A 17925-nucleotide genomic window follows, 5' to 3' on the forward strand; every position below is an offset into this window, starting at 1 on the left:
GATGGATCAGGCCGCGCTCACTCCGGGCGAGGCCCGGCGCCGCTTCCGGGAGGGGCTGCGAACGCCCACCGCGGGATGGTGCCGGGGCTGGACCCAGGCCAACCTGCTCGCCGTGCCCCGTGATCTCGCCTACGACCTGCTGCTCTTCGCCCAGCGCAACCCCGTCGCCTGCCCGGTGCTGGATGTCGGCGACCCCGGCGCGGTCGGCACCGGGCTGTTCGGCGGCGACCTCCGCACCGATCTGCCCGCCTACCGGGTCTACGAGCGCGGCGCGGCCGTGGCCGACGTGGACGACGTCCGTGACCTGTGGCGGGACGACCTCGTGGCCTTCCTGCTGGGCTGCAGCTTCACCTTCGAGGACGCGCTGCTCAGGGCGGGGGTCCCGGTGCGGCACATCGAGACCGGGACCAACGTCCCCATGTATCTCACCTCGCTGCCCTGCCGCCCGGCGGGCTCGCTGAGCGGCCCGATGGTCGTCTCCATGCGCCCGGTCCCCGCCTCGCTGGTGCCGGTCGCGATCCGGGTGACCGCGAGATACCCGGCCGTGCACGGCGCGCCGGTCCACGTCGGCGATCCGGCCGAGATCGGGATCACCGACCTCGGCGCGCCCGATTTCGGCGACCCCGTCGAGGTGAAGGCAGGTGAGATCCCGCTCTTCTGGGGGTGCGGGGTGACGCCCCAGGCGGCCGTCATGGCGAGCGGGGTGCCTTTCGCGATCGGCCACCTGCCGGGCCACATGGCGATCATCGACGCCAGGGACGACCGCTTCCAGGTCCCGTGAGCGCGGCCACCTGCGTTTCCAGGGGCGGCGCGCCGAGACGGTTGTCGATCTCGATGTACGGCACGGCGGGCGGTTCGTCCACCCGGATCGCCCGCAGGTAGTCCTCGAAGCGGGCGAGCTTCCCGGCGTCCCGGGCGAGTCCCCTGCGCTCCAGCCTGGCACGCAGGCTGGGGCCGTCCGACCGGATCCAGAGCAGGCGGACCGGGGGCCCGCCCAGCTCGTCCATCCAGCGCTCCCACCGCGTCGCGTCGTGCACCTGGCCGGTGAACGGCCCGTCGAGCATCACCGGGCAGCCGTGCGAGCGGATCTGCCGGGCCAGCGCGGTCAGCCCGGCGTATTCATGCCCCTTGATGTGCTCGTCGTACCAGGGGCCCTCGCGTTCGCCCTGATCCCGGCCGTGGGCCCGGAGGGTGGCGGCCACGAACCCGCCGTAGGCGGTGTCCTTGTCGAGCAGCGCGGGCACCGGGTCCAGCCGTGCCAGCAGCGCCGCCGCCACGGTCGACTTGCCCGCCCCCGGCGGCCCGCTGACCACCCACAGGTGTCCCGGCCCCGTCACGTCCGGGCCGTCAGGCACCGGTGCCTCCGTCATGCGCCCAGTTCTACCCGATCAGCCCTTGAGCCCGGAGCGTGAGATCCCCTCGATCACCCAGCGCTGGGCGCGATGCGCACGATCCTCTCGGCGGGCCTGCGGGTGCCGCGGGACATCGCGCTGGCCGGGCTCGACGACATCGAGGACGGTCGCTACAGCACGCCGGCCCTCACCACGGTGGCGCCGGACAAGGCCGAGCTCGCCCGGATCGCGGTCGATCTGCTCAAGCGGAGGATCGACGGCCAGGCCGGTCATCCTCCGCAGGAGGCCCGGGCCGGTTACCGGCTCATGGCGAGGGAGAGCACTCTCGGGCGGTGAGGGCCTTCGGCGCCGGGCCGGCTCGGGTGGGCAGGGCCGGGCCGGACGGTGCCCGCGCGGGGTCAGACGTCTCGGCCCGCCATGCCCTCCCGCCCGGGCTCGATGCCCCAGGAGATGATCCGCCGCGGATGGATGCGGATGACCTCCCGGCTCATGTACGGCGAGGGCGGCTCCTGGTCCTCCAGAGCCTCGGCCACACCGCGGATCTCCATGCCCCGGACCTTCCAGGGGTTGACGGAGGTGAGGTCGTCCACCACGAAGGCGGCCTGGCCGTTCGCCCGGACGTTGCGGAACTTCTTCGTCTTGCCCATCGCGCGGCCGCGGATGTCGATGGCGCCGGTCTGCGGATCGTAGGAGAAGCCGGTCGGGCTGTTCTGGAGCACGCCGTCGGGGCTCACCGTGGCCAGGCGGCCCAGATGCTGGCCGGCGAGATAGTCGAGTTCTGCCTGGGTGAAGGTCATGGCCCCAGCGTGCAACCTCAACGGTGATTGAGGTCAAGTTAGAGTGGAGCGTGTCCAAGAACCTGGAGATCACCGTCGGCCAGCTCGCCTCGCGCAGCGGGGTCGCGATCTCGGCCCTGCACTTCTACGAGTCCAAAGGACTGATCCGCAGCCGCCGTACGGCCGGCAACCAGCGCCGCTTCACCCGTGACACGCTGCGCAGGATCGCCTTCATCCGGGTCTCGCAGCGCGTGGGGATACCGCTCAAGACGATCCAGGACGCGTTGTCCGAGCTGCCCGACGGGCGCACCCCCACCCGCGACGACTGGGCGAGGCTCTCCTCGACGTGGCGCGGCGAGCTGGACGACCGGATCAGGCAGCTCCAGCGGCTGCGCGACGGCCTGACCGAGTGCATCGGCTGCGGCTGTCTCTCCCTGGACCGGTGCGCGCTGGCCAACCCCGACGACGTGGCGGCGGCCAGAGGGCCCGGCTCACGCCTGATGGTCGCCCCGCGCCGCGAGTGCCCCAGGGAGTGCGATGACCAGGCCGAGGCCGGACCGGAGGCCGTCAGCGCGTAGGCGTCCGCGTCGTGGCCCGTGTTCAGAGGCCGTGGGAGCGCAGCCAGGCGCGGTTGGCCCGCTGGTCGTCCACGGCCCGGCCGAGGTCCTGGCCGGAGCCCGGGACGTCCTGCTCGACGACCAGCCATCCCTCGTAGCCGCCGAGCTCGCCCAGGACACCGGGCAGATCGATCTCCCCCGCGCCGAGCCTGGGGAAGGCGCCGCCCGCGACGACCGCGGCCAGGTCGCCGCCGGTCGCCCGCACCCGGTCACGCGCCCGCCGGCTCGCGTCCTTGAGATGGAGCTGCCTGATCCGGTCGCCCCACTCCCGCAGCGCCGCGACCGGGTCGCCGCCCGCCAGCCAGAGATGACCGGTGTCCAGGCAGAGGGAGACGTCGGTGAGCTCCAGGAGCCGCTCGACCTCCTCCGGCGTCTCCACCAGGGTTCCCAGATGATGGTGGAAGACGGGCTCCAGGCCGTGGTCGCGGCAGCGGTCGGCCGCCCGCTGGACCCGGGAGGCGAACTCCGCCCACGCCTCCCCGGGCAGGCCCGGCGCGACGCCTCGCGCGAACCGCTCCGGATGGGCCGGGCAGGCCAGCGTCGGCCGGGGGGCGAACCGTCCGTCGGCGACCGGCACGCTCGTGAACACCGCCAGCGCCGCGTCCAGCCCGGCCAGATCGGCCGCGAACGCGCCGGCGTCCTCGTATCGCAGGTCGACCCAGCCGCCCGCCAGCCCCATCCCGGTCCGGGCCAGCCGCTGCCGTAACTCGGCGCCGGTGCCCAGGTAGCCGATCGGGCCGGAGTCGACACCGTCGTAGTCGGCCTCGGCGAGCGCGTCGAGCATCGCGTCGGCCTCCAGCGGTGCCCCGGTCGCCTGATAGATCCCGAAGCTGACGGGGGCGTTCGCGATCTTGATCGCCATGGGTCACTCCAGACAGGTCAGCCAGCGCAGGGGGTTGTCGTGGGTGATCATGCTGATGGTCTCCTCGCCGACCCCCGCCTCGCGCAGCCGGGGCAGGAAGGTGCGGAACAGGTGGCTGTAGCCGGCTCCGCCGTACCGCTCGATCTCGGAGACCTTGGACAGGCCGCTGCTGAGCAGCAGGCGGTGGGCGTATCCGGCCTCGATGAGCTCCAGCGCCTGCCGGAGCCGGTCGGCGCCGAGGGAGGTGAGGCAGACATAGGCCCCGCTCTCGACGATCTTGCGGGGGAGCGCCGGGTCGGTCCCGGCGTCGGCGACGCTGATCCGGTGGGCGGGCAGGCCCGCGCGGAGCAGGGTCTCCAGCAGGGCCGGGCCGCCGCGATGGTGGATGGCGACCGGCAGGCCGGAGACCAGGGACGCCCTGGCCGCGGCGATCGCGCAGCGCTCCTCGGCGGGGGTGGGCTCCCGGCCCCAGATGCCGATCTCGCCGATCACGCCGGGGCGGGCGCTGGTGCCGTCCAGGCCGTTGTCGATCTCCGTCAGCAGGTGGGCGGTGAGGGTGTCCACATCGGCCTCGAGCGCCCAGGAGGGGGTGAACGGGCCGGCGAAGAAGCCGGTCCCGGCCACCACCGCCACCCGGCTGCCGGCCGTGACCCGCGCCAGCGCGGCCGCGTCCCGGCCCATGCCGATGCAGCTCAGCTCGACGACCAGGCCGAGCCTGTCGGACTGGCGCAGCCCGCACAGCTCGCGGGTGACCTCCTGCTCCTCATCCAGCCACAGGTGCGGGTCGGACGCGACGCCGGCCGCCCGGCGCATGTCGCTGCGCAGGTGCTCGCGGGGCAGGATCGCTCCGTCGATGGCGGACGGGGCGCGGGACCCGCTGACGGTCCTGACAAGGGAAGCCTCGGATGTGCCGAGGGAAGCCTTGGGCATGGACGGACATTAACTCATATTTTGGGCAGAAAACACGGAACCCCTCATTGTTTTACCTTGCGGTTGTTAGTTGGCCCTTCAAACTATTGAGAGCCCATGGTCCGGTATGTGAATCTCTGGGCGTTCATGCGCGCGCACCATGGGCGGTCGAAGACCGGGGTCCCGTCACCTGATCGTGCACGGCGGTTTGTCCGCTGCTTTGCGAAGAAAGCCGTTCGGCGTGCTCGAACGGGGTGCCGGCCACCGCCACCTGCACGGCCGGCCGACCTCAGCCGGCCAGTCCCGGCCGACCGGTCCGGCCGGTCCGCGGCGGCCGGTTTCGGTCGATCTCCCGCGGGTCCATCTCCGCGATCCGGAGACGGGCCCGCGGGGGAGCGAGGAGCGCAGGAATTCCCGGGAACCGGTCGCGGACTCCCGGACGGAGCCCGGCCTCCTCGCCATGACGGGAAACCGCGATCCGGTGCGGGTGGTTACCGCATCGGCCATTGATTCGCTCTGGGACCCCGCATATGTTCCTCCCAACATCCGAGTGCACCTCATGTTTTAGGGGTTCTCACATGCACGCACGCCTCCGGCGGGCGATCACGGCGACCTCCACGCTCGCGATCCTCACGCTGGCATCCCTCGCCGTGCCCGCATCAGCAGCCACCTTCACCGCCGACTACTGCCTGGGCGAATGCGCGGACATCCTGCCGCCCGGCGAGAACGGCAACGCCACCCTGGTCGAGATCCTGGCCAACCAGTCGCTGGGCACGATGCCACGACACAGCGACGACCAGCTCGGCAGGTACGCGGGCCTCGTCTCCGGCTACACGGGGCTGACCGACGACCAGATCACCACGTTCTTCAACGACAGCTCGTTCGGCGTGCCCGCGGGACAGGTGCAGAGCACGACGAGCCCTCGGTCGGACGTGACGATCGTCCGCGACAAGGCGACCGGGGTCCCGCACGTCACCGGGACGACCCGCGAGGGCACGATGTTCGGCGCCGGGTACGCGGGCGCGCAGGACCGCCTGTGGGTGATGGACCTGATGCGGCACGTCGGCCGTGGCGAGCTGACGCCGTTCGCCGGCGGCGCGTCGGGCAACCGCGCGCTGGAACAGAGCGTCTGGCGAAACTCCCCCTACACCGAGGCGGACTTCCAGGCGCAGATCACCAGGCTCAGGGACTCCGGGCCCCGGGGCGCCCGGCTCTACGCCGACGTGCAGAACTACGTGAGCGGGATCAACGCCTACATCGACTCCTGCATGGCGAACCGGAACTGTCCCGGAGAGTACGTCCTGACCGGGCATCTCGACGCGATCACCAACGCGGGCGGTCCCGAGGACTTCACCCTGACCGACCTGGTCGCGGTCTCCGGGGTGATCGGCGGGTTGTTCGGCGGCGGCGGCGGGGCGGAGATGCAGTCCGCGCTGGCGCGGGTCCAGGCCCGCGTCAAGTACGGCGCGGCGGCCGGTGACCAGATCTGGTCGGCCTTCCGGGCACAGAACGACCCCGAGGCCACGCTCACCCTGCACAACGGCCAGAGCTTCCCCTCCGGGAACGCGCCCGGCGCCACCGGGGCCGTCCTCCCCGACCCGGCGACGGCGCCCGTGGACATCACCGAGAACGAGACCGGATCGGCCAGGACGCCGACCTCGGCCGCCAAAGGCATGCTGGACGGGCTGATCGTCGACAACTCCAAGCCCGGCATGTCCAACGCCGTGGTGGTGTCGGCGGCCAAGTCGACATCCGGGCATCCGATCGCGGTGTTCGGCCCGCAGACGGGCTACTTCGCCCCCCAGCTCCTCATGCTGGAGGAGCTCTCCGGGCCCGGCATCCACGCGCGCGGCGCGGCGTTCGCCGGTCTCAACCTCTACGTGCTGCTCGGCCGGGGCACGGACTACGCCTGGAGCGCCACCTCCAGCGGCCAGGACATCACCGACACCTACGCCCTCCAACTCTGCGACCCCGCCGGCGGCACGGTGACCACGGCGTCGGATCACTACCTCTACCGCGGCACCTGCACGGCGATGGAAACGCTGAAGAAGACCAACGCCTGGAAGCCCACCGTCGCCGACTCCACCGCCGCCGGCTCATACGACCTCGTGATAAAGCGCACGAAGTATGGCCTGGTGAGCTGGCGGGGCACCGTCAACGGGCAGCCCACCGCCTTCGCCACCCTGCGATCGACCTACCAGCACGAGGCCGACTCGGCGATCGGGTTCCAGATGTTCAACGAGCCGGCCCAGATGGGCGACGCGGCGGCGTTCACGAACTCCGCCTCCGCCATCGGCTTCGCGTTCAACTGGTTCTACGTGAACTCCTCCGACGCGGCCTACTTCATGTCGGGCGACAACCCGGTCAGGTCCGCGGTGTCCGACCCGAACCTTCCGATGCCGGCCGACGCGGCGCACGAGTGGGCGGGCTTCGACCCGTCCACCAACACCGCGACCTACACCGCACCCGCCACCCATCCGCAGACGGCCGACCAGGACTACCTCGTCAGCTGGAACAACAAGCAGGCCAAGGATTACGGCGCCGCTGACGGCAACTTCAGCTTCGGGCCGGTTCACCGCGCGGACCTGCTCGACGCTCCGGTCAAGGCGGCCCTGTCCGGGGGCGGCAAGCTCGGCAGGGCGGGCACCGTGAAGATCATGGCCGAGGCGGCCACGACCGACCTGCGCGGCAAGGAGGTCCTGCCCGACCTGCTCCGAGTGATCAACAGCGCGACCGTGACCGATCCGGCCCTCGCCTCGGCGGTCGCCGAACTGTCCGCCTGGGCCTCGTCGGGGGCTCGCAGGATCGAGACCTCGCCGGGCAGCAAGTCCTACGCGAACGCCGGGGCGATCCGCGCGTTCGACGCGTGGTGGCCGAGGCTCGTCCAGGCCGAGTTCAAGCCCGGCCTCGGCGAGGGCCTCTACCAGTCCCTGGTCAACGCCGTCCAGATCAACGAATCGCCCTCGGGGCGCCAGCAGGGCGACGTCTCCAGCCTGCCCACCTCCGCCAACGAAGCCCAGGCGCACAAGGGCTCGGCGTTCCAGTACGGCTGGTGGGGTTATGTGAGCAAGGACGTCCGGGCGGTGCTCGGTGACCCGGTCGCCGGCCCGCTGCCCAGGAGATACTGCGGCGACGGCACGGTGGCGGCCTGCCGTACGGTTCTGTTGAACAGCCTGGCGGCGGCGCTCACGGAACCCGCGACGACGACCTATCCGGCGGACGCCGTGTGCTCGGCGGGCGACCAGTGGTGCGCCGACGCCGTCCAGCAGTCGCCGCTCGGCGGGATCAAGCAGTCGCTGATCTCCTGGTAGAAGATTCCCTAGGGACATTAATCCTAGGGAGGTAATCACGGTGCGACGGCTACCCGCCTTGACCTCGGAAGACCTCGTTCCCGTCGTGTCATACGCCCGAGCTTCCTCGGACAAGAGGAAGAAGGACGAGCACAGCGTCAAGGATCAGCACAAGATCAACCGCAGAACTGCAGCTCAGCACGGTTGGACGGTCGTCCGTGAGTTCACCGACAACGACAAGTCCGCCGCTAAGCCTGACGTGGTGCGCGATGACTTCGAACTCATGCTCAAGGTGCTCAAGGCTGGCAAGCTCCCGGACGGGTCACCTGCTCGGGGCGTAGTCGTCATCCATGATGACCGCCTGGTGCGTCGTCCCGGTGACTATGAGCGCTTCGTCGAGGCGTTCACCTATCACGACGGCTTCGTGTTCGCCGATGCCAAGCAGACCAAGAACCTCTACAGCGAAGAGGTGGAGAGCATGGGCCTGTTCGGTGCGGTGATCTCCAAAATGGAAGTCCGGAAGATGCAACGCCGGATGCGGAACGACCACCGCCGACGGGCAGAGGCAGGCATAGCGGTCGGCGGTCATCGTCCGTTCGGCTGGATGCCGGATCGGCGAACGCTCGACCCCGTGGAGGCCCCACTGCTGCGGCAGGCGGCTCGTGACTTCATCGCCGGACGGTCCATCAAGTCCGTTGCTGATGAGTGGCTACGTCAGGGGGTGCGGACTCCACGCGGGAACGCCTGGAGGGGCACAAGGCTCCGGGAGACGCTCTCAAGCGCGCGGCTGTGTGGATGGCGAGAACTACACGGCGAACTCGTCCTAGACGAAGCGGGTGAGCCCGTTGCAGGCGATTGGACACCCATCGTCACGCCGGATGAGTGGCGGGCAATCAGATCTATCACGGACAGCCGTAAGGGCCACAGCGTGAACCAGGACGGCACACTAGGCGAACCGCTTCCGCAAGACTTCCGTGAGCACAAATACCTCCTCACGGGAATCGTGCGCTGCGGCCGTTCCAAGGATCAGGGCGGGGTGTGCAACATGCCGCTGCGAGTCGCACACACCTATGACAAGAAGGAACACCTATACAGGTGTCTCCCCAAGAGCGAGGGTGGGTGCGGATCACTGTCCCGCAAGGGCGATCTCGTTGACTTCTTCATCTCGGAACTAGTGCTGAGCAAAATGGAGAAAGAGGCGAAGTTCAGCAGCTCGAACGAGGTAACCGGGTGGCTTCGGGAAGAAGAATACGAGAAGGCCAAGGAACGTCTTGACGAGTTCACGCGGCAGTGGGAATCCGGGAACGTGGAGAATGACCACTACTTCCGGACGCTTCCCCGTCTCCAAAGAACCGTGAACGAGCTTCGGGCTGAACGAACCAGTTTCACCGCTTCAGCGGAGCGGCGCAGGACGAGGGCAGCCATAGATACGGCGGATATCCGTAAGCGGTGGTATGTGCCTGAGGGAGACGGCGGGTTGCCGCTCTCCCAGAAGCGCGCACACATACGCGAGGCATTGCACGCGGTGATCGTTCTCCCGGCAGGGAAGGGGCGCAAGCCGTTCAATCCGGACTTGCTTGAGCCTATCTGGCGCGAGGAATGACCTAAGACGTCCTGGACGTCCTCGGACCGCCAAGGGATCTGTGCCCCTTACCTTAGGGGAACAGATCCCTTACTTGTTGCGGCCACGCAGTCCACGCTGGCGGACGTCTATGGACTCTCATGGACGCTGGCGGACGTCCAGGGACACGCCTGATAATTCGCGGGAAGGGAACTTTGAGCTGCCCTTATTCGTTCTCAACGTGATAGATCTAGAGAGTCCTTACAGCTTCCCGATCACCCCGAAGCAAGCGAGAAACCGGCCGCGACAGATTCGAGCGCAAGAAAGCCACCGGGCAAAAAATAATGATCAGCCGTTCCGCTGGAGTGACCCGGCCCAGCGGTAGGCCGCAAGACCTGGCAGCGCTCACCGGTTAACCGTCGCATACAAACACTCCAAGATCCTCTCTCGCTGAAAGCACTATCGCTCCACAGGCCGTTACCCGTCCTTGGCCTGCCCTGCGTTGGTGCTTTCGCTGTCTCCGGACGTGGCGGGCGGCTTCCCTCTAGGAAAGGAGGCCCCTGCTGGTACCCGAAGAAATGGGACCGTATGCCGCGCTTGCTGAGGAGTGGTGCAAGCGCAAACTCGTTGAATCGCCCCGGTGGTCTGCCGACAAATGGCGTCGCATTGCCACCATTCACGGTCTTGAGTACACCGACGATGTTTCTTCCGTGCCCGGACTTCCCGCCGAGAGTGGGAGGGATGCCGCGTGATCTCCCATCTCTCGCCGGACACCAGAGCCGCGCTCGAACGTGCGGCCATGCCCGACTTCGCCCGGTGGCAACGCATGGTCTACGCCACCGGCGGCTGTGCTCAACCGGTCCGCCTGCACGGTGAACGCCTGACCTTCAACGGCGCGACCGGTGAGATCCTGGACATCTACCGGACTGCCGATGAGCCCACCGGGTTCCTGTTGACGGCCTGCGGCAACCGCCGTGCGTCGCGCTGTCCGGCCTGCTCGGCGGTCTACAAGGACGACACCTATCACCTGATCATCTCCGGCCTGCGCGGCGGTAAGGGCGTCCCCGAGGACGTGGGCGGCCATCCTCGGGTGTTCGCCACCTTCACCGCTCCGTCCTTCGGCGCGGTCCACGCTCACCGCACGGGCAGGGACGGCAAGACGCTGCCCTGCCGTCCCCGGCGTGACTCCCCGGTGTGCCAGCACGGCCGCTACGAAGGGTGCGGCAGACGCCATGAACGCGATGATCCACAGGTGGGTCAACCGCTCTGCGTGAGCTGCTACGACTATCAGGGCGCGGTCCTGTGGAACGCCCACGCGGGGGAGTTGTGGCGACGCTTCACCCAAGCACTCCCGTCCACCCTCGCCCGGCTGCTCGGTGTCCGCCGTGCCGTACTGCGTGAAACCCTGCGGCTGTCATACGCCAAGGTTGCCGAGTACCAAGCGCGCGGCCTGGTTCACTTTCACGCGGTGATCCGGCTCGACGGACCGGACGGCCCAACTTCGCCACCCCCAGACTGGGCCACTGTCCCACTGCTGGATGAAGCGATCCGGCAAGCCGCCGCGCAGATCGTCATCCCCACTTCGGAGAAGTCGCCGGACGGGCCTCCTGTCGTCCTGCTGCGCTGGGGTGATCAGATCGACGTGCGGCCGGTCTACGTCTCGGCCGACCTGGACGGAGTGAGTGATCAACGCGTGGCCTCCTACGTCGCCAAGTACGCGACCAAGGGTGCGGAGTCCGCCGGGACGGTAGATCGTCGCATCCATGACGTTGGGGATGTCACTCGACTGGACGTAACCGAACACGCTCGACGCATGATCTTTACCTGCTTCGCCCTGAACCGCCTGCCCCAATACCAGGGGCTCCCGTTGCGGCAGTGGGCTCACATGCTGGGTTACCGGGGGCACTTCTCGACCAAGAGCCGTCACTACTCCACGACCCTCGGCGACCTTCGGCAAGCACGGGCCGACCACCGCGCCGAACAAGCCCGGCTGATCCTCGGTCTCCCGGAGAGGGACGACAGGGAAACGATCACCGTGCAGGACTGGCGCTATGCCGGGAGCGGTCATCGACACGGCGAAGCCTTCTGGGCCGATGACGCCCGCCAACGCATCGCCACCGCACGCAAGATCGCGCGCGAACGAGAAGTCAACGGAACCGCCGCTGAGGAATGTCCACCTCTTCGAACTGGGCAGGCAGTTATGGTGGAGAAGCCGCGCGACTGCGAGGAGGAGTCGGTATGACCGGGCACGACTGGAATCCTGACCTAGCGCACACCGATCGCAGCGAGCACACCGGGCAGCGGATAGCCAGGGTGCGGAAGCTCCGCAACCTCAGCCAAGAGGGCCTGGCCACACTGGCGAACGTCTCTCGAAGCCTCATCGCCAAGGTTGAATCCGGCTCGAAACCGGCAACCCCTTCCCTCGTCGCCGCTGTCGCGCGTGCCTGCTCCGTGGACCCGGCCGAGATCAACGGCCAGCCGTATCGGGGCACGGACAAGCGCAGCGATGCCGTTCATGCAACGATCCCCGCCATCCGGATGGCTTTGGCGTATGTAGACGTCGCGCCCGAGTTGGGCATGCCTCCTCGGATGCTCGACGAGTTGGCTGCCGAGCTTGTCAAGCTTCAGAAGCTCCAAAAGGCCGCATCGCATGCTCGACTCGGTGCTCTCCTGCCTGCGGTTCTGGAAGAACTGACCGTGCAGGTCATGGAGTCGGACGCTCCTCGTGCCTGGCGCTTGCTCAACCGTGCTCAAAGTCTCGCTGGTTCCCTGGCGCGACGTCTTGGTTACAACGACCTGGCGCAAGTCGTCGTGGAGCGGACATCGGTCTCTGCTCAACGTGCTGAAGATCCGTACCTGCCGCATCTGGTCACGATGGGCCGGGCGCGGCTGTTGATGACCCTCGGCTCATGGGACGTCGCGGTCAAGATGATCAAAAAGGCTGCGGGCAAGATCGATCAAGACAACCCGGTGTCAACGGAGGTTTTCGGCTCGCTTCATCTCAGTGCGGCCATCGCTGCCGCACGAGCGGGGAAGGCGGCGGATGCGTGGGAGCATCACGGGACCGCGACCGAGGCGGCGGCGCGGGTCAATCCGAGAGATCGGCGCGACCCATACGGCCTGCAAATGAACCCGGAGAACGCTTCTATTCACGGGTGCGCGGTGGCTGTCGAACTGGGCGATTCCGATCAAGCAATACGGCTGGATCAAGTAGTTGATCTGTCCCGGCGAGACATCACCGACGAGCGCCGGGCGCATCATGAGCTGGATATGGCACGGGCTCATCTGTGGGTAAATGATCATGAAAGGGCGCTCAAGCGCATGATCAATGCCGAGCGGACCGCGCCACAGATGACGCGCTTCCACCCCTCGGCCAGAGAGACGGTCCGTCAGCTCGTGCGAGTTCATCGGAGGATTCCAGAGCCTCTCCGGGCGTTGGAAAGCCGCATGGCTCTCTAAGGCAGCTTGTCAAGGGGTCTGGTGTGCACAACTCGTGCACACCAGACCCCTTGACCATTTCTAAGGTCGCGGTGGCAGCGAGAACTACGGACCTCGCCGTCCCAATCTGATGATTCCGACCTTGGAGGATGGGTGACACGGCAGACGGCAACGGCTGAATCTGTGGAGGCAATCGACGAAGCCACGGCGGAGGATCAGGACAAGGCGTTGGCCGTCGTGCAGCGGCTGCTCAAGGAACGGGGAATCCGCTCCCGGTGCCATCACACGATCAGTCTCGGCATGTTCGCCAGCCGTACGGATGAGGTCACCTGGCCCAACCGGCCTGTCCGGTCGTGGCTGGACCGGTATCCGCCCGAGCTGGCCGTCATCGGTCCTCAGGGCGGCCACGACGTCACGGTGACCATGGGTCCGCGTTCCGGCTCCTACCTGGTGTCCCTGCAAAGCTGCCCCGATCCGCAGGTCGTCAGGAGCGAGCACCCGGAAAAGGTGGTCGCTCTGATCCTCGCCGCACAGCCGGAGCAAGAGCCCCAGTGAGCGCCGAGTCGTCACACGGCAACGGCGCGGTCACCCTGGCCGAGTTGAGGACGCGCCACGGGCGGGCCTGGATCGTCTCCGATGCGGTCGGGGGTGGCTGGTACGCCGTGCGGCGCGTGATGGTCTCGGCGCACGGGAGTGCGCATGGCCTGTCCGACGTCCGCTGCGGGGCGACCCTCGGCGAGCTGGCGCGCAACCTGGAGGCCGAGACACGGCTTGAGGGTCAGATCTGGATGCGCGCCCCGTCGCAGCGGGCGTCGTAGCCCATAGACGGGCGTGGCGGCGTGAATCCAACCGGAGGGACGGCGTCGCCACGCCTTTCAAGGTGCCATGGATCAACCGGGGTCCCTGGCCCATTCCTCTCCCGTCCCGGCGGCTGCTGGTCTGGTGGCCTGGCTGAGATCGGCTCCGTCCTGGCGTGCCCCCACACGCGCTGGTGCGTCGCTGCCCCCGCAGCGTGCATCGACGGAGACGACGCGCACCCAGGGACACGAGCACGTCAGGCGATCGAGGGCGGGGGAGGAACCATCTGGCATCGCCGGAGAAACCATCGACGGGAGCGGAGCGGCCGGCGCCGATGCGGAGCACCCCGTAGGGGCCGCGAAGCGGTTGGGGCCGGTGGTCGGAGCGGCGGAGAGCAAGCAACACCCTCTTACCCATGCCGGACAGTTCATCAGGCGAGAGTGAGCGGCTCGTTCCTCGTGACTTCCTGCACCCATCCTGGGAAACCTGCTGGCGGACCACGACGGGCACGCAGTGAATGAGCCGCGCCTACCCCGCTGCCCGGTGGGCCGGTGCTGAGGCACGAAGCGCCGGACCGTCGATCGCCCCCGACCCCGTTCGAAGATCGGCCACCATCAGGCGATCGTGAGGGCGTCGCCCATCGCCTAGATGATCATGGTCGTAGGATGTCCGATGCCTGTGGACGGGTCGGGGATCGAAGCGGCCTTGGCGGCAGTGCGTTGGAGGTCGGCGTGGTGTTCGGCTGCGGCGGGCGGCCTGGTGCGGCGGGCGGCGGGGTCTGACCGTTCGCGCGGCGCGGGCGCGGGCCGGGACCGGCCGCCAGAGCCGCATGCCCGGTCCCGATGTCCGCGCGGCGCGGGCGGGCACGCCCCGCCGTGCGGCGGCGCGGAGCGCTGCCGCCTTGACCCTGTAGTGAAGGTTCTCGCCAAGACTCCATCCTGTCGTCAGCCGATTGCTCTTCGCTCGCTCTGTCTACGGGGCAGTGAGGGCGTTTGTACAGGTCAGGGCGGTCTTCTGTATCGTGGCGTTCCCCGCCGTTCGATCAACGGCGCACGACTAATACTTGCCTTTGCGTCGGTTCTCCTGGCAGAACCGGCCGACCTACCAGCAGGTCGTCTCCTTCCCCGCTCATCGGGGTGACGCGGTCGCCAACCTGGCGAGCGGACGGAAGGCGAGCGCGTCCAGCGTCCAGTCCTTCCTCTACCCGGCGAGCAAGGCCGTCGACGGCGACCCGACGACCCGCTGGTCGAGCGCGTCCAGCGACGACCAGCACATCCAGGTCGACCTCGGAACCGCCACGACCGTGGCCCGGGTGGTGCTGCGCTGGGAGGCGGCCTACGGGGCCGCCTACTCGATCCAGACCTCGGCCGACGGCTCCACCTGGACCACCGTCTCCGCCACCACCACCGGAAACGGCGGCGTGGACAACGTGACGTTCAGCCCCACCACCGCCCGTCACATCCGCGTGCAGGGCGTCAGGCGCGGGACGTCGAACGGCTACTCCCTCTACGAGTTGGAGGTCTACCCTCGCTGAGGGTGACAGCCCCGACCGGGACGTGCGGGGCCGCCTCCCCGGCACCCCGCACGTCCGGAAGTCGCAGACGCGGCTCATCCCCCAGAATGAGTAGGGGCCGGATGAACTGGCCTATTCTTAGGTGAAATCGACTGCCGGGGGATCGCATGGCTATCTCAGATGGGGTGCGTGACACCCAGAGCGGGGCCGGGCGGCCGTCCGAGACCGGCGACGCCGACGCGCTGAAGGACGAGGCGGCGCGGCGATCCGGCATCCACGGCTGGCTCGACGGCGTCAGGTCCACCCGTACGGGCCGCCTCACCCTCAAGATCGTCATCGGTGTCGTCGGCGCCGTGCTGGTCGTCGCCGGTCTCATCATGGTCCCCTTCCCGGGCCCCGGCTGGCTGGTGGTCTTCGCCGGCCTCGCCGTGCTGGCCACCGAGTTCCACTGGGCGCACCGGCTGCTGGAGTTCGGCAAGCGGACCCTGTCGGCCTGGACGTCCTGGCTCGGCCGTCAGGGATGGCCGCTGAAGATCCTGGTGGTCCTGGTGGCCGCCGTGGCCGCCGTGGCCATCGTCTACTACGGCCTCAAGTTGAGCTTCGGCCTCGACCTGGTCGTCGAGGCGCAGAAGCTCATCAACCGCTAGACGCGCGCGTCCCGGCCTTCCGGCCGACGGGAGCGGTGAGGGGCGTCGGGGGTCGGCCGCGACCGCCGGCCGGAGGGGCCGACCGTCCCGGGACGGCCGTACGCCTCCGGAATGCTTTACTCCGAGCTTCCCGCGGCATGATCGGTTCGATGTGTCACTGTCCGTAGTCTCTCTCCGTCTGATCCCCGGAGACATCCCGAGACACAAGGAGAGTGACGTCCGATGCGCGTCCTGTCTTCGACGTTCGCCCTGGTGGCGGCCGGAGCCGTCGTCATGGCCGGCGGCGTTGCCCACGCCGACGCCGTCAACCTGGGCGCGACGGTCCAGCCCGGCGCCGAGGTGTTCCTCGCCGAGGCCCTCGTCCCCACGGCCCCCTACAAGGGCAAGGTGCTGGTCAAGCTGGAGAACAACAGCGTGACGACCGAGATCAAGATCGGTAACTGCAGGGGCAGGTATCTCGGCGTGGTGACGATCGCCGCCGACGACCACGCTCCCTACGTCGCGGCCGACCTCGACACGGTGCCGTCCTGCATCCGCTACCGGGTCAAGAACCTCGGCACCACCCCGGCCACCATCGCGGGCGCCGGCTACTTCTAGGCCGGCCGTCTCCCGGCCGTCTCCGGGCCGGCCCGCAACGGTACGGCGGGCGCGGCCGGGCACGGCAGGGGCAGGGGCAGGCGAGGCGGGGAGCGGCAGGCGCGGCCGTCCCCGCCTCGCCGATTCATCACCGGTCGATTGTCACCGGTGTGAGTGAAGTCACAGGGGAAAGTGTGCGCTCCGGTTAGAAGAAGGGCCGGGGAGATCGGAGTACCCTCCGTGGGCAGAAGGAGCCCACGTGAGCGTTGCCCGTGCCGCCGAACAACCGCTGGCCGACATTCCCCGTGAGTTCGCCGACGCCCTCCGCCCCTACCTGCACGAGCTGGCCGGGGAGATGATCGGCGAGATCCAGGCGAGCGTGCCCGAATACTCCCGGCAGAGCGACGCCTACGCCCGCATCGTCAGGCACGCCGTGGAAGAGGCCCTCGCCGGCTTCGTGAACCGGGTCGGCGACCGGGGAGCCAGCCGATCCCGCCTGCTGGAGGTCTATCGCGCCGTGGGCGGCGGCGAGGCCGCCGAGGGCCGGCCGCTGGACTCGCTGCAGTCCGCGCTGCGGATCTGCGCCAGGGTCGCCTGGCGCAGGCTGGCCGAGGAGTCGGAACGGCTGGACCTGTCCAGGCAGCGCATGTGCGACATCGGCGAGGCGATCCTGGTCTATCTCGACGAGATCGCCGCCGCGGCGGCCGACGGCTACGCCGAGGCCCAGGCACGGGTGGCGGGCGAGCTCGAACTGCGCCGCCGGCGGCTGCTCGACCTGCTCGTCGCCGACCCGCCGGCCGACCCCCGCGCCGTGGCCGATCTCGCGAGGTCGGTGCGCTGGACCATGCCGCGCACCGTGGCCTGCGTCGCGCTCGCCACACGCGTCCAGGGCGGCATGCCCAGGCCGGGACTGCCGCCCGACGTGCTCGCCGACCTCGACCGGCCCGACCCCTGCCTGGTCGTTCCCGACCCCGACGGCCCGGGGCGGCACGGTCTGCTCGACGCGCTGGCCGTGGACTGGACGGTGGTGATCGGTCCCGCGGTCGGCCTGGGCGAGGCGGCGCTGTCGCTGAGACTCGCCCGCAACACCATGGAGCTGGCCGAGCGCGGTGTGCTCGACGCCGGCCGGGGTCGGAGCATCAGGGCGGCCCACCACCTGGCCACCCTGATGATCTTTCAGGACGAGGCGCTGATCAGGATCATGGGACGGTCACGCCTGGCGCCCCTGCGCCACCTGCGGCCCGCCCAGCGCGACCGGCTGGCGGGGACACTGCTGGCCTGGCTGCAGAGCGGCAACGCCACCGAGGTCGCGGCCCGGCTGCACATCCATCCCCAGACCGTCCGCTACCGGCTGCGCCAGGCCACCGAGCTGTTCGCCGACCAGCTCAACACCCCCGGCGACCGGTTCGAGCTGGAGGTCGTCCTGCGCGCCCGGGCCGCCGGGCTGCCCGCCGTACCGGACTGACCAGCGAGTGCGGCGAGGCCGGTTTCACGGACGCCGCACCCGGACCGACCCGGGAGTGCGGCGGGATCCGTTTCACGGACGCCGCACCCGGACCGACCCGGGAGTGCGGCGAGGTCGGTTC

17 protein-coding genes are annotated in these 17925 nt (G+C 69.0%); 13 read left to right on the forward strand and 4 right to left on the reverse strand.

The genetic code is table 11. The annotated features are described in order from the left end of the window. Window position 1 precedes the first annotated feature (1 nt). Window positions 2-781, forward strand: a complete 780-nt coding sequence (locus ACQPYK_RS13455) for a putative hydro-lyase (RefSeq protein ID WP_433254789.1) — start codon at window positions 2-4, stop codon at window positions 779-781. Here the strand turns inward: ACQPYK_RS13455 and ACQPYK_RS13460 are convergent. Beyond that, window positions 744-1370 (reverse strand): AAA family ATPase, encoded by a 627-nt coding sequence (locus ACQPYK_RS13460; RefSeq protein ID WP_433254792.1) that lies wholly within the window; start codon window positions 1368-1370, stop codon window positions 744-746. The two genes, ACQPYK_RS13455 and ACQPYK_RS13460, sit on opposite strands and share 38 nt — an antisense overlap. Window positions 1371-1433: 63 nt before the next feature. Between ACQPYK_RS13460 and ACQPYK_RS13465 the strand changes: the two genes are divergently transcribed. Further along, entirely contained in the window at window positions 1434-1688 is a 255-nt protein-coding gene (locus ACQPYK_RS13465) for a substrate-binding domain-containing protein (protein WP_433258784.1), read from the forward strand. Window positions 1689-1750: 62 nt separating this feature from the next. Here the strand turns inward: ACQPYK_RS13465 and ACQPYK_RS13470 are convergent, their stop codons facing one another. After that, a complete protein-coding gene (locus ACQPYK_RS13470; protein WP_433254795.1) occupies window positions 1751-2149 on the reverse strand; it encodes a PPOX class F420-dependent oxidoreductase in 399 nt (132 codons plus the stop codon). Window positions 2150-2199: 50 nt separating this feature from the next. On the opposite strand from ACQPYK_RS13470, the gene soxR reads away from it, so the two are divergent. Beyond that, the gene (gene soxR, locus ACQPYK_RS13475; protein WP_433254798.1) at window positions 2200-2706 is read left to right on the forward strand and encodes a redox-sensitive transcriptional activator SoxR; all 507 of its coding nucleotides are present in this window, start codon (window positions 2200-2202) and stop codon (window positions 2704-2706) included. Between the two features lie 22 nt (window positions 2707-2728). On the opposite strand, the gene ACQPYK_RS13480 is transcribed toward soxR, so the two are convergent. Together ACQPYK_RS13480 and ACQPYK_RS13485 are read right to left on the reverse strand one after the other, a co-directional pair. Continuing rightward, window positions 2729-3607: a sugar phosphate isomerase/epimerase family protein gene (locus ACQPYK_RS13480; protein ID WP_433254801.1), complete on the reverse strand. Its 879-nt coding sequence runs from the start codon at window positions 3605-3607 to the stop codon at window positions 2729-2731. A gap of 3 nt (window positions 3608-3610) precedes the next feature. Then, window positions 3611-4537, reverse strand: coding sequence for a phosphotriesterase family protein (locus ACQPYK_RS13485; protein ID WP_433254804.1), 927 nt, complete (start codon window positions 4535-4537; stop codon window positions 3611-3613). Window positions 4538-5094: 557 nt separating this feature from the next. Here ACQPYK_RS13485 and ACQPYK_RS13490 point away from each other — a divergent pair. The 10 genes from ACQPYK_RS13490 (at window position 5095) to ACQPYK_RS13535 (ending at window position 17804) form a co-directional block, all read left to right on the forward strand. Next, window positions 5095-7827: a penicillin acylase family protein gene (locus ACQPYK_RS13490; protein WP_433254807.1), complete on the forward strand. Its 2733-nt coding sequence runs from the start codon at window positions 5095-5097 to the stop codon at window positions 7825-7827. Window positions 7828-7885: 58 nt separating this feature from the next. Then, window positions 7886-9409, forward strand: a complete 1524-nt coding sequence (locus ACQPYK_RS13495) for a recombinase family protein (RefSeq protein WP_433254810.1) — start codon at window positions 7886-7888, stop codon at window positions 9407-9409. 706 nt (window positions 9410-10115) lie between these two features. After that, window positions 10116-11609, forward strand: a complete 1494-nt coding sequence (locus tag ACQPYK_RS13500) for a replication initiator (protein WP_433254813.1) — start codon at window positions 10116-10118, stop codon at window positions 11607-11609. Continuing rightward, a complete protein-coding gene (locus ACQPYK_RS13505; protein WP_433254816.1) occupies window positions 11606-12826 on the forward strand; it encodes a helix-turn-helix domain-containing protein in 1221 nt (406 codons plus the stop codon). The genes ACQPYK_RS13500 and ACQPYK_RS13505 overlap by 4 nt, the downstream gene beginning before the upstream one ends. A 162-nt stretch (window positions 12827-12988) precedes the next feature. Next, window positions 12989-13360, forward strand: a complete 372-nt coding sequence (locus tag ACQPYK_RS13510; RefSeq protein WP_433254819.1) for a hypothetical protein — start codon at window positions 12989-12991, stop codon at window positions 13358-13360. Further along, window positions 13357-13623, forward strand: a complete 267-nt coding sequence (locus tag ACQPYK_RS13515) for a hypothetical protein (RefSeq protein ID WP_433254821.1) — start codon at window positions 13357-13359, stop codon at window positions 13621-13623. The genes ACQPYK_RS13510 and ACQPYK_RS13515 overlap by 4 nt, the downstream gene beginning before the upstream one ends. Window positions 13624-14666: 1043 nt before the next feature. Next, a complete protein-coding gene (locus ACQPYK_RS13520; protein ID WP_433254824.1) occupies window positions 14667-15137 on the forward strand; it encodes a discoidin domain-containing protein in 471 nt (156 codons plus the stop codon). 146 nt (window positions 15138-15283) lie between these two features. Then, the gene (locus ACQPYK_RS13525) at window positions 15284-15763 is read left to right on the forward strand and encodes a TIGR02611 family protein (RefSeq protein ID WP_433254827.1); all 480 of its coding nucleotides are present in this window, start codon (window positions 15284-15286) and stop codon (window positions 15761-15763) included. 222 nt (window positions 15764-15985) lie between these two features. Then, complete coding sequence (locus tag ACQPYK_RS13530) at window positions 15986-16360, forward strand: hypothetical protein (RefSeq protein ID WP_433254830.1); 375 nt, start codon at window positions 15986-15988, stop codon at window positions 16358-16360. Between the two features lie 238 nt (window positions 16361-16598). Continuing rightward, the gene (locus ACQPYK_RS13535; protein ID WP_433254832.1) at window positions 16599-17804 is read left to right on the forward strand and encodes a PucR family transcriptional regulator; all 1206 of its coding nucleotides are present in this window, start codon (window positions 16599-16601) and stop codon (window positions 17802-17804) included. Window positions 17805-17925: the final 121 nt, after the last annotated feature.

The sequence above is a fragment of the Streptosporangium sp. CA-135522 genome (assembly GCF_050949235.1).
Lineage (GTDB): Bacteria > Actinomycetota > Actinomycetes > Streptosporangiales > Streptosporangiaceae > Streptosporangium.